Raw genomic sequence first — 11,828 nt, 5'->3', positions numbered from 1 at the left:
CAGACAAACCCGCGACCGGGCACAGCCCCGGTTTGACACCCGTCACCATCACCAACGAGGAACCTATGGCAGACACCAAATCCGAAACCCAAGCCCTGTTCGACCAAGGCCTGAAGCTGCGCCGCGAAGTGCTGGGCGCCGAATACGTGGACGGTTCGCTGGCCCGCGCCAACGACTTCATGATGGCCTTCCAGCACATCACCACCGAATGGTGCTGGGGCTACGCCTGGGGCCGCCCCGGCCTGGAAAAGAAAACGCGCAGCATGCTGAACCTGGCGATGCTGACGGCGCTGAACCGACCGGCGGAAATCAAGTTGCACGTCAAAGGCGCGCTGACCAATGGCGTGACGGTTGAAGAGATCAAGGAAATCCTGCTGCAAGCCACCGTGTACTGCGGTATCCCCGCCGGGCTGGACGCCTTCAAGGTGGCCAACCAGGTGCTGGAGGAAGAGGGCGCCTTCAAGGAGCAGCAAGCATGAGCGCATCGCAAGAACGCGTGGGCCTGATCGGCATCGGCAGCATGGGCTGGCCGATGGCGGCGCGGCTGGTGCAGGCGGGCTTCGCGGTGACGGTGTTTGATGCCGTGCCCGGCCAGGCCGATAAATTCGCGCAGGAGGTCGGCGGCCAGGCCGCGGCCACCTGCGCCGAACTGGCGGCGCAGTCCGACATCATCGTCACGATGCTGCCCACCAGCGCCATCGTGGAACAGGTGCTGGGCGGCGACCAGGGCGCGCTGGCGGGGCTGCGCCCCGGCAGCGTCGTGGTGGAAATGAGCTCGGGCGTGCCGGCGCATACGCAGCGGCTGGCCCAGGCCGTGGCCGCCGCCGGTGGCCAGATGGTGGACGCGCCCGTGTCGGGCGGCGTGCCGCGCGCGCGTACCGGCGAACTGTCCATCATGTTCGGCGGCCCCGCCGCCACGCTGGAACGCGTGCGCCCCGCGCTGTCCGCGATGGGCACGTCGATTACCCCCGTGGGCGATGTCGGCAGCGCCCATGCCATGAAGGCGTTGAACAACCTGGTGTCGGCGGGCGGCTTTTTGATCGGCGTTGAAGCCATGATCATCGGCCAGCAGTTCGGCCTGGACCCCAACGTGATCGTGGACGTGCTGAACGCGTCCACCGGCATGAACAATTCCACGCAGAAGAAATTCAAGCAGTTCGTGCTGTCGCGGGAATTCAATTCCGGCTTCGGGCTGGACCTGATGGTCAAGGATCTGGGCATTGCGCTGGGCATCGCCACCGATACCGGCACGCCCACGCCGTTTGCCTCGCTGTGTCGCGAGCTCTGGGCGTCAGCGGGCAAAACGCTGGGCAAGGGCCAGGACCACACCGCCGTGGCGCGTCTGTCCGAACAACTGGCCGGCGTGGAGCTGTCGGCCAGGAAAAGCTAGGCCGTCTCCACCACGGCGCGGCAGCCGCCGCGCCGCCTTTCAACCTGCATCACCCCAACCGCCAAGACAAGGCGGAGGGCCGGCTGTTGCCGGCACAAATAGCGAGGAGCAAACCATGAAGAAGATTTTTCTGGCGACCCTGGGCGCCGGCCTGATCACGCTTGGCGCCAACGCCCTGGCGCAAAACTATCCCACGCGTGCCATTTCAATGGTGGTGCCGTACGCGGCCGGCGGGTCCACCGACGGACTGGCCCGCATCGTGGCGCAAGCCATGGGAGAGAACCTGGGCCAGACCGTCGTGGTGGAAAACCTGGGCGGCGGCGGCACCATGATCGGCAACCAGCGCGTCACGCGCGCCGCGCCCGACGGCTACACCATCACCTTCGGCAACATGGGGTCGCTGGCCATTGCGCCGTCGCTGTACCCCAAGGCCAAGTTCGACCCGCGTCGCGACATGAGCGCCATCGGGCTGGTTGCCACGGTGCCGATGGTGCTGTCCGTCAGCAAGAAAAGCGGCATCACCACGCTGCCCGACTTTGTGGCGCGTTTGAAAAAGAATGGCGCCGACGTGAACTTTGGCAATGCGGGGTCGGGGTCGACCAGCCATATCGCTGCTGCGTACTTTCTGCATGTGACGAATACGCAGGGCATGCAGGTCCCGTATCGGGGCGCCGGCCCGGCCATTGCGGATTTGATGGCGGGTACGGTGGACGCGGTGATCGACCAGACCGTCACGATGATTCCGATTCATGAAGGCAAGCGCGTCACGGCGCTGGCTGTGGCCGCTGCCTCGCGCCTGCCGCAGATTCCCGACGTGCCCACCTTCGCGGAAGGCGGCGTACCCGACTTCAACATGAGCGTGTGGAACGGCATCGCCGCGCCAGCCGGCACGCCGCCCGCCGTGATCGCACGGCTCGAGCAAGCCCTGGCGGCGGCCTTGAAAAGCCCCGGGGTGCGCGAGTCGCTGGACAAGCTTGCCGCGCAGGCCCCGGACGCCAAGCAGCAGGGCGCGGCTGCGTTCCAGGCGCTGATCGCAAAGGACGTTCCGCGTTTTGCCGAGCTGATCAAAGAAGCGAACATCACCGTGAATTGATTGCGTAAAACAACCCGCATCAAGGTCCGCCGCGCGCCTGCTTCACGCTGATCAGCCAATCGGTAAACGTGCTGAACGGCGCGGTGGCGGCGCGGTCGGGCTTGCTGACCAGGTAGTAGCCGTTGCTGCTGCGCGCGGTGTGGGCCAGCGGTTGGACCAACTGGCCGGTGGCGAAGTCCTGCGTGATGTAGGCGCGTTGCGTTACCGCGATGCCCAGCCCTTCGGCGGCCGCTTGCAAGCACAGCACGGCATTGGCCAGCGGGATGAAACGGGTGTCGCTGCTTGCGCTCAAGCCCGCCGACAGCAGCCAGCGGTCCCAGCAGTCGGGTGCAATCATGGATTGCAGCAGCGTTTCGCCTAGTACGTCTTGCGCGCGATGCACGCGCTTGGCCAGCGCGGGCGAGCACGCCAACACCAACTCGTCCGGAAATAACAAGTCGGCCCGCAGGCCGGGCCAGTGGCCGTCGCCGCAACGCACGACGAAATCGGCGTTGTGCAATTCGGTGTCATCGGCGCGCGCCACCGTGGCTACTTCAATGTCGATATCGGCGTGTTGCGCATACAGCGATCCCAGCCGTGGCATCAGCCATTTGATGGCAAAGCTGGGAATTACCTTGACGCGGATGCGGCGGTTGGCGCCGGCCTCGGCCGCCCTGGCCAACGCGGCTTCCAGTTGATCGAAAAGTTCGGCGGCCTCCAGGGCAAGCTCGGTGCCGACGGTGGTGAAGGCGATGTCGCGGCCGTCCTTATGCACCAATTGCACCCCCAGATCGCTTTCCAGCCGGCGCAATTGGTGGCTGACCGCACCGGGCGTGACGTGCAGCAATTCGGCCGCGCGCCCCACGCCGCCGCCTCGGTGGACGGCATCCAGAACCCGCAGTGGGCCCAGGCGATTTCTGAGTTTGTGCATGATTGAAAACAACTCAATGGTCGAACAATAAGATTCGACAGACGCTGAGAAAGAACGCGCCTACAGTCTGCCTTGATTGATAAAACTAAATCAAGCGTTCGCATGCAGTGCGGCGCCACAAGGAGGAGACAAGCATGCACGGATTTATTCGACGGCGCGCTAGCGTCATGGCGCCGCTGCCCCGGTTTTGCGCGGCATTGGGCGTGATGGGCGGTGTGGCGTGGGCGGTGACTTTCGGTACGGCATCGTGGGCCGCCGGCGCGCAGGCGGCTTACCCCGAACGATCCATCCGCCTGATCGTGCCTTTCGCGGCGGGCAGCGCGGCCGATACGCTGTCGCGCGTCGTCGCATCCGCCTTGTCCGACGAGCTGGGTCAACCGTTGGTGGTAGATAACAAGGGCGGCGCCGGGGGCACCATTGGCACGGTTGACATTGCCCGCGCCAAGCCGGATGGCTACACGTTAGGCATCGCCGCGCAAGGCACCTTCGTCAACAACCAGGTGCTCTATAAATCGCCCGGCTACGACTCCATCAAGGATTTCACTTTCATCAGCGAAATTGCCGACGTGCAGAACCTGCTGGTGGTTGACACAAAATCGCCGTACCAGGATGCCCCGTCGCTGCTGGCCGCCATCAAGGCCAAGCCCGCGGAAACCTTCCGCTATTCCTCAAGCGGTGTGGGCACCAGCCACCACATCGCCGGCGCCAGCGTGGCGCAAATGCTGAACAAGCCGCTGCTGCACGTGCCATACACCGGCGCGCCCCAAGGCTTGGGCGCCATCATCAGCGGCGACGTGGACATGGGCCTGTACAACCTGCCGGCCGCTATCGGGCTGGTGCGCGGCGGCAAGCTGCGGGCGCTGGCCGTCACCGGGCCCAAGCGCTCCACGCTGCTGCCTGACGTGCCTACGATGCAGGAAAGCGGCCTGACGAACTACTCGGTCACGCTGTGGTGGGGCCTGGTCGGTCCGGCTGGCTTGCCGGCCAACGTGTCAACGCGCCTGCATGCCGCGCTGGACAAGGTCATGAGCCAGCCCGCACTGCGTGACAAGCTGATCGGACAGGGCTTTACCTTGCCCGACACGCCGTTGCCCAAACCGGCCGCTTTCGAGGCCCTGGTGCGCCAGGATCTTGCCAAATGGGTTCCCGTTCTGAAGGAACTGGGAACGGCCGCTCAGTGAGTGGCGTGCAGTAACGCTCGCGCGGCAACGGCTCACGCAGCAACGGCCGCGCGGTAACTCCCGCCGTCACGCACTCTTCAAGGAAACCACTGTGCAATCTTCTTCCAAGGCGCGCCCGCTGGCGCGTCAGTTGGCGGACCTTGTCATGTCCACGCCCGCCGACGCGCTGCCCGCCCTGGCGCTTGAACACGCCAAGATGAGCCTGGCCAGCACCTTGGCCAGCGCCGCGATGGGCTATGACATTGCATCGGCCCGTATCATTCGCGACATCGAACTGGCCAATGGCGGCACGCCCGCCGCCAGCCTGTGGTTCGACGGCCGGCGCTTGCCGCTGGCAGCAGCCGCGCGCGCCAACGCCGTGGCCAGCGACGCAGCCGCATCGGACGACAGCGACATGCGCAGCATTGCCCACATCGGCACCATCGTGTCCAGCGTGGCGCTGGCGGTGGGCCAACAGCAGGGCGCGAGCGGTCGCGATGTGCTGGCTGCCATGGTGCTGGGCTACGAAGTGGCCGGACGCATCGACGAATCCTTGACCCCGGGCCGCATGCAACGCGGCTTTCACGGATCATGGTCAACCGTGTTCGGCGCCTGCGTCGCCGCGGGCTTGTTGCTGCGCCTTGACGCCTTGCAGCTGGCGCACGCCATGGCGCTGTCGGCAACGTCAGCCAGCGGCATGGCCATTGCGGCCGACACCAGTTGCGCGCGGGAATATCACGCCGGCCAGGCCGCTGGCGCAGGCATACGCGCCGCGCTCGCGGCGCAGCGCGGGTTTGAGGGTGAGCTGGGAATCTTCGAAGCGCCGCGCGGGTTTCTTGATGCACTGGGCGGGCAGGCGCGCGAGGACATCGTGTGCGATTGGGGCGAATCGTGGGACATCGTCACCGACTTGGCCATCAAGCTGATGCCCGGCGCACACCCCTTTCACGCATGCGCCGAGGCGGCGGCCGAGGCCGCGCGCGCCGGCACCGTCCGGCCCGCCGACATCGATCGCATCGTTGTGTCGGCCGCCGTGCAATGGACGAACTTCAAAGGCGAGCCACACCCCCGCAATCTGGTCGATGCGGCGCACAGCCTGCCGTACTTCGTGGCCGCCGCCATCGCCGACGATGGCTTTGCCTGGGCCCACATGGACGAGACCAAAATGGCGGACCCCGTCATTTCGGCCTTGCAGGACAAAGTCGAATTCGATCCCGACCCGCCGCCGCTACCCGACCGCTTTCCCCACCGCCACGGCGGCACGGTATCGATCATCCTGCGCGACGGCGCCGTGCATCGCGCGACGTGCCGTGCCCCCCGAGGCTCCGGCGCGCGCGGCATCGACTGGCAAGACGTGCGCGACAAATTCCTGCACCTGTTCCCGCTGGGCGGGCTGCCGCCCAGCGCCACCGACGGCTGCTTGCAAGCCATCTTGGATCTGGACAAAGCGGGCGGCGTCGGCACGCTGGTGGAGCTGTTGCGCCGGCGCTGAGGCGCATATCGCATAGCGCATATCGCAGATCGATAACGCGGCGTGACACCGCATCGCCGCTGAACGAAGGAGACGACATGAAGCGACGCATCGCATCCCGCTTGCCGGGCGCGGCACTCTGGCTTGGTCTTGGCCTGGTGCTGGGCCCGGGCCCAAGCCTCGCCCAGACCGCCAAAGCCGAGGACGCCTTCCCATCCAAGCCCGTCACCATCATGGTTGGCGTTGCGCCCGGCGGCAGCGTGGACGCGCTGGCGCGGCTGGTTGCCACCGAACTGGGCAAGGCCACCAAGACCACTTTTGTGGTCGAAAACGTCACGGGCGCGGGAGGCCTGCTGGCATTTCAGCGTCTGGCGCGTTCGGCGCCGGATGGCTACACCCTGATGTTCAGCAATCAATCCATGGTGCTGATTCCCTTGCTATACCCCAAGGCGGGCCTGGACATCGTGCAGGACACGAAGGCCGTCGGCACTGTTGCCAACGTGCCTATGGTGCTTAGCGTCAGCAATCAAAGCGGCATCAAGGACCTGCCGTCGATGCTGGCGGGCATGCGCAGCGGCGAACTCAAGATGAACTTTGGCTCAGGCGGACCGGGCACCACCGCGCATTTGGCCGAAGCGATGTTCCTGCGCATGGCCGGCGTCCAAGCGCAACTGGTCCAGTATCGCGGGTCGGGCCCCGCCATCACCGACCTGATGGGCGGGACCATACAGTCGGTGCTGGACCAGACCGTCACGATGCTGCCCCTTCATAAAGCCGGGCAGATCAAGGCCATCGCGGTGGCATCGCCCCAGCGCCTGCCGCAGATGCCCGACGTGCCCACCTTCGCCGAGGGTGGGGTTGCGCAGTTCGATATGCAGATCTGGAATGGCCTGGTGGCGCCGCGTGGCACGCCCGACGCCGTGGTGGACAACTTGGCGCGGGTCCTGAGCCAAGCGGTTCAGTCGCCTGACTTCAAGGCGCGCATCGACAGCTTGGCGGCGCGCGTTCCGTCAGCACAAGAGCGCAGCCCCGCCGCCTTCGCGCGTGTCCTGCAACAAGACCAACAGCAGTTTTCCGAACTGGCCACACAAATTGGCCTGCAACCGCGCTGATGCGCCGCCGGCATCGCGCCCAAGGAACAAAAATGAGCAAGACAATTTACGGATTCATCGGATTGGGCAATATGGGCAACCCGCTGGCCAGACGCTTGATCCAGGCCGGCCATACGCTGCACGTTGCTGATACCGATTCAGCCGTGCGCCAGCAACTGGAAGCGCTGGGCGCCGAGGGGCACGACACCCCGCGCGCCGTTGGGGATGCGGCCGATGTGGTGTTCTTGAGCCTGCCCGATGGCAAGGTGGTAGACGAGGTATTGGGCGGTGAGCGCGGGCTGGCCGCCGCGTCGCGCGCCAAATGCGTGGTGGATCTATCGACCGTCGGCCCAGTGGCGGCGCGGCGCGCCTACGACACGCTGGCAGCCCAGGGCATCGACTACGTGGATGCGCCGATCAGCGGCGGACCCACCGGCGCGGAACGCGGCACGCTGGCCATCATGGTGGCTTGCCCCCCGTCGCGCTACGACGCTTTGGGCGAGGTGCTGAGCCACTTCGGCAAGACCTTTTATCTGGGCGCCGAAGCCGGCCAGGCCCAAGTCATGAAGCTGGCCAACAACCTGCTGTCCGCCACCGCCGTGGCCATTACGTCGGAGGCGATGGCGCTGGGCGTCAAGGCCGGGCTGGACCCCAGCGTGATGCTGGACGTCATCAACGCCGGGTCCGGCCGCAATTCGGCCACCCTGGAAAAGTTTCCCCGTGCGGTGCTGACCGGCACCTTCAACGTGGGCTTCGCTGCGCGCCTTGCCCACAAGGATGTGCGCCTGTGCCTGGAAGAAGCCGAGCGTCATGGCGTGCCCATGGTCGTGGGCTCGTCAGTGCGCGAGATGCTGGTGATGACGACCGCTATCCATGGCCGGGACGCCGACTACGCCGACGTGGCGCGGATGGTTGAAGATTGGGCAGGCGTGAAAATCCGCGCCAGGGGTTAAGAGCGGGAAGGGCGGACAGGGCTGCATGACGCCGATGGCACTTGGCCTCCCGCCTTATCGCCCCTTCATCGACACCGGCACGCCCCACACCGGGTCTTCCATGCCTTGCTTGCCCAGCGGCGTGATCTGCATCGGCTGCAAGGTGGACAGCAGTTGCCGGTGCGCATCGCTGACGTTGGTGCGCTGCGCGATGAGCTTTTGCGCGAAGTCCATCGGTGCGGGGCGCGTGTAGACGGTGAAGTCTTCCAGCGGGCATTCGATCATCTTGGGGTCGACCGCGCGGCAGGCCGATTGCTTGTACTGGTAGCTGGGCGTCTTCATGTGCATGCGCTGGCTCAGCACGAACTGGCCGCCCTTGAGCGTAAAGCTGGCCAGCGCCAGCTTCGGCGGCACGCGCGATTGCACCTTGATCGCCGGGATGTCGCGCCAGGCCGTCTCTTCGTAATAGCCGGCGCGCGAGCCTTGCGTGGTTTCGGTGTACTGCTCTTCGCCCCAGGCGACGCAGGCGCCCGTGCCCCGATGCACCGCCGTGCAGACGGTGCGGGTCTTGAGCTGCGAGCCCGTGGTGCCCTCATGCCAGTTGGTCTCTTTATAGAACTCGCGGTAGAGCTCCGGCGACAGATACGCGGTGCCGTTGGCGCCTCGGCCCGAGCCCACCGGGCCGCTACGCGCGCCCACCTGGTCCAGCAAGGCGTTCAGCTTGTAGTCGTCGCCACCGGTCAGCAGGTATTTGCCGGGCGGCAGGATGTGCACTTCAAACGCCTTGAACAGATAGGTGGCCTTCTCGTCACGTTGCAGCGAGTTGTTCTGAAACTTGCGGCCGAAGGTGATCTTCGGCTGTTGCTCGTGCATCCAGACCGTGTTACCGGTCCACTTCGTCATGGACATTGCATCCTTGAGCGTGGCGTGCGGCATCACGTCGGCCACCAGCACCACCGCCATGTCCGCCTTGAGCGCTTCGTCAATCAGGTCCAGCAACTGCGCGTAGCGCGGGTCGTCCATCGTGCCTTCGCCCTTTGAATCCGGCAGGGTGATGCACCCGGACAAGGCAAGCGGCAGGGCCAGGGTCAAGGTCAGCGTCAGGGCGGAAAGGGCAACTCGCGGTCGCGGCGGCGTCATGGGGGGCGGTCCTTGGAGGGGCTGGGTCGGTTCAATGACCGCGCATCCTACTGGCTTGGATAAACGCTGCAAGCGTTGGGTGGCCGCTGAAACATGGCGCGCGTCCGCGCACGCAAGGGGCGACGCGGTCGGCAAGCGTGGCCGGGGTGGCATCGTTACCGTGCGGACCCACGGCGGACGCGGCTTGTGACCCGTCGGCGGCGGTGGCGGCGTCAAGCCAGGTCGTAGAACCGCGTCGGGCGCGTTCGTAAATTATTGTTGCGACTGTTTCTTGCACGCTGGAAACCGGCGGCGCTGGGCATTGTCGGCGGTCTCGGCCCGTACGATTCCCGCCGTCAAGGCAAGGGCGGCAAACAGGATAACGGCGTGATTGGCCGTGAAACGGTCCATCAGCAGCCCGAAGATCGCCGCGCCCGCCGTCTGACCGATGGCCAGCGCCAGAAACGCAATCATCACGCCGGTGGCGGGGCGCTGGGGCAGGGCCGACACGCCCCATAGCAGATAGACGCCGGTGATCGTGATGTAGGCCACGCCGAACAGCGCGCCGCCCAACAGCGCCAAGGGCGCGGACGTGCCGTCGATGCCGACCAGCAGCACGCTTGCGGCCATGGCCGTCAGGAACACTCGGTGCACGCGGTCAATGCCGAACCGTGCGATCCAGTGCCCCGCGCCCGCGCCCACGATCCCGGCAGCGCCGATGGCGGTCCACAGCAGGCCCGCGCCGGTGCTGCTCCAGTTCAAGCGCAGGCCGACCAACTGCCCTCCGAAAGACCAGATCGCGGTGCTGGCCGCGCCCGTCAGGAAGGCCGCCGCGATCAAGCGCCGCAGGGCGCCACTTAACATCGGGATGCCGTTGCCGGTGGTGGTAGCGCCGGTGGTAGCAGCGCCGGTGGTGGTAGCGCCGGTGGTGGTGACGCCGGTGGTGGTGACGCCGGTGGTGCTAGCGCCAGTGGCAGTAGCGCCAACAGCAGTAGCGCCGGCAGTAGCGCCGGCGGTTGCGCCCGGCGTGCGCCGGGGCAGGATGAACGCCACGGCAAACGCCAACCCGAAAGCCACGGCGGCAAAGCCCGCGAAGGCCACGCGCCACTGCTCGCCCATTATCAGCGCGACGGGGCCGGACAAGGCCACGCCCGCGCCGGTGCCCGCGTTGATGAATGCGTTAGTGGCGTTCTGGCGGCCAGGCGGAACGCCCGCCGCAACCGCCGCCGCCAGCGCGGGCGATACCAAACCCGTGCTGGATCCGGCCAGCATGACGGCGCCCGCCAGCCAAGGCGCCGTGGGCGCCGCCGCGATACCCGCCATGCCCGCCGCCGCAATCAGGGCCGCGCCGATGGCGACAAAGCGGGGGCCCAGGCGTTCGGTCAGCCAGGCCGACAGGATGACTGCCACGCAGTAAGTCAGAAATGCCGCGCCCGACATCAAGCCGCTCAGGGTTGAAGACAGGCTAAGTTCCGCGTCGATCCGAGGCAGGAAGAGCCCGAAGGCAAACCGCGCGAAACCGTAGCAGGCGGCGATCAGGGCAAAGCCCGTGATGCCCAGATAGCGGCTGGTGTTGATGGCCATGTCGTCGACGCCCGGATTTGACGCGGTTGTCACCGGACCCTACTGCACGGGGTCAAGCGCGACGATGCTGCCGCCCTCGGCCCGCAGGCGCGACAGGTAGGTACCGTGATCGACCAGCTGAAAGGGAAAGAGCAGCCCCGGCGGCGTGGGCGGTTTGCCGTCCAGGCCGGCCAGCCGCTCAAGAATCATGCTGACGCCCAGCGCCGTCAAATGGGCCGCGCCGCGCGGGTGGAACACCGCATGACGGGTCCGTAGCGCACGGCCGTCATGGCCTTTGCCCGCGAGCTCAATGATGATCTCGGTCGATTTCGGTTCACCGCGCCGCCGCGATGAACTGACGCCGGTTGCGATATCGAACTGCACGTTGGGCGCCCCGGTTGCCGTGGCCAGACCCGCCACATCGATGGACGAGAAGCCGTGGGCTTGCATCACCGTGCCGTCGATGGCGCGAAACTCGGCCCGGGCGTCTTCTTTGCCACGCCAGACGTAGCGGCCATCACGCAGCGTCAAGGCGGCCGGCATCATGCGGTTCAGGCGCTCGAAATCCTCGGCCACGGCAGGGCCGCCGCCGTCCTGATCGTCGACAAGGGCGCCGATCTTGATGTCGTGCAACTGCGCAAAGGCGCGCGCGCAATCGAACGTGGCGATGGTGGTGGCGCCCACCAGCCATTCATAGCCCAGCACGATGGCACAGGTGCCGGGCGACTGCATGTACGCAGCAACTTCGGGCGCAATTTCATAGACACCGGAAGAAATTCCCAGGTGGGGCGCACCGCGACGCTGCGCAAAGCGCAGGCCGGCCAATCGATCATCGGCGTAAAACACGGCCACGGCCGCTACCGGCCGCTCGCCCAGCCCCAGGTCGTTGGCGCGCGGGTCAATCACCACGCCTTCGGCGTTGCCCAGCTCGGCCGCCGCGTCGGCACTTTTTGCCGCATCGCGCCCGCCGATCAGCAACGGGACATCGGGGTAAACGGCCCGCAAAGCGCGGGCGCTCAAGCGGCCGATGGAACCGGTGCCTCCCATCAGCAAGACAGCGTTTGTCGTCATATCAGCGTTCCTCGGCACCTTGCCCCGG

Annotated in this window: 11 protein-coding genes; 7 read left to right on the top strand and 4 right to left on the bottom strand. The window is 66.3% G+C overall.

Features of this window, described 5'->3' with window-relative positions:
- Positions 1–65: 65 nt before the first annotated feature.
- From DVB37_RS19600 to DVB37_RS19590, 3 genes are all read left to right on the top strand, one after another.
- Positions 66–479, top strand: a complete 414-nt coding sequence (locus tag DVB37_RS19600; protein ID WP_046804811.1) for a carboxymuconolactone decarboxylase family protein — start codon at positions 66–68, stop codon at positions 477–479.
- Positions 476–1,390: an NAD(P)-dependent oxidoreductase gene (locus tag DVB37_RS19595; RefSeq protein ID WP_120156517.1), complete on the top strand. Its 915-nt coding sequence runs from the start codon at positions 476–478 to the stop codon at positions 1,388–1,390. The genes DVB37_RS19600 and DVB37_RS19595 overlap by 4 nt, the downstream gene beginning before the upstream one ends.
- A 115-nt stretch (positions 1,391–1,505) precedes the next feature.
- Positions 1,506–2,483 (top strand): tripartite tricarboxylate transporter substrate binding protein, encoded by a 978-nt coding sequence (locus tag DVB37_RS19590; protein WP_046804813.1) that lies wholly within the window; start codon positions 1,506–1,508, stop codon positions 2,481–2,483.
- Between the two features lie 19 nt (positions 2,484–2,502).
- On the opposite strand, the gene DVB37_RS19585 is transcribed toward DVB37_RS19590, so the two are convergent.
- Positions 2,503–3,393, bottom strand: coding sequence for a LysR substrate-binding domain-containing protein (locus DVB37_RS19585; RefSeq protein WP_046804814.1), 891 nt, complete (start codon positions 3,391–3,393; stop codon positions 2,503–2,505).
- Positions 3,394–3,527: 134 nt separating this feature from the next.
- Between DVB37_RS19585 and DVB37_RS19580 the strand changes: the two genes are divergently transcribed.
- The 4 genes from DVB37_RS19580 (at position 3,528) to DVB37_RS19565 (ending at position 8,068) form a co-directional block, all read left to right on the top strand.
- Positions 3,528–4,574: a tripartite tricarboxylate transporter substrate binding protein gene (locus DVB37_RS19580; RefSeq protein WP_120156516.1), complete on the top strand. Its 1,047-nt coding sequence runs from the start codon at positions 3,528–3,530 to the stop codon at positions 4,572–4,574.
- Positions 4,575–4,665: 91 nt separating this feature from the next.
- Positions 4,666–6,045 (top strand): MmgE/PrpD family protein, encoded by a 1,380-nt coding sequence (locus DVB37_RS19575; RefSeq protein ID WP_052946014.1) that lies wholly within the window; start codon positions 4,666–4,668, stop codon positions 6,043–6,045.
- A gap of 77 nt (positions 6,046–6,122) precedes the next feature.
- A complete protein-coding gene (locus tag DVB37_RS19570; protein WP_082134473.1) occupies positions 6,123–7,136 on the top strand; it encodes a tripartite tricarboxylate transporter substrate binding protein in 1,014 nt (337 codons plus the stop codon).
- 32 nt (positions 7,137–7,168) lie between these two features.
- On the top strand, positions 7,169–8,068 hold the full coding sequence (locus DVB37_RS19565) for an NAD(P)-dependent oxidoreductase (RefSeq protein WP_046804815.1): 900 nt from the start codon (positions 7,169–7,171) through the stop codon (positions 8,066–8,068).
- Between the two features lie 54 nt (positions 8,069–8,122).
- Here the strand turns inward: DVB37_RS19565 and DVB37_RS19560 are convergent, their stop codons facing one another.
- The 3 genes from DVB37_RS19560 to DVB37_RS19550 form a co-directional block, all read right to left on the bottom strand.
- Positions 8,123–9,187: a hypothetical protein gene (locus tag DVB37_RS19560; protein ID WP_120156515.1), complete on the bottom strand. Its 1,065-nt coding sequence runs from the start codon at positions 9,185–9,187 to the stop codon at positions 8,123–8,125.
- Between the two features lie 252 nt (positions 9,188–9,439).
- The gene (locus tag DVB37_RS19555) at positions 9,440–10,783 is read right to left on the bottom strand and encodes an MFS transporter (protein WP_240433941.1); all 1,344 of its coding nucleotides are present in this window, start codon (positions 10,781–10,783) and stop codon (positions 9,440–9,442) included.
- A 6-nt stretch (positions 10,784–10,789) separates the two neighbouring features.
- Complete coding sequence (locus DVB37_RS19550; protein ID WP_120156514.1) at positions 10,790–11,800, bottom strand: NAD(P)-dependent oxidoreductase; 1,011 nt, start codon at positions 11,798–11,800, stop codon at positions 10,790–10,792.
- Between the last annotated feature and the right edge of the window lie 28 nt (positions 11,801–11,828).

The organism is Achromobacter sp. B7 (assembly GCF_003600685.1).
In the GTDB taxonomy this organism is placed as follows: domain Bacteria; phylum Pseudomonadota; class Gammaproteobacteria; order Burkholderiales; family Burkholderiaceae_B; genus Achromobacter; species Achromobacter spanius_B.
This window is presented reverse-complemented; position numbering and strand designations above follow the sequence as displayed.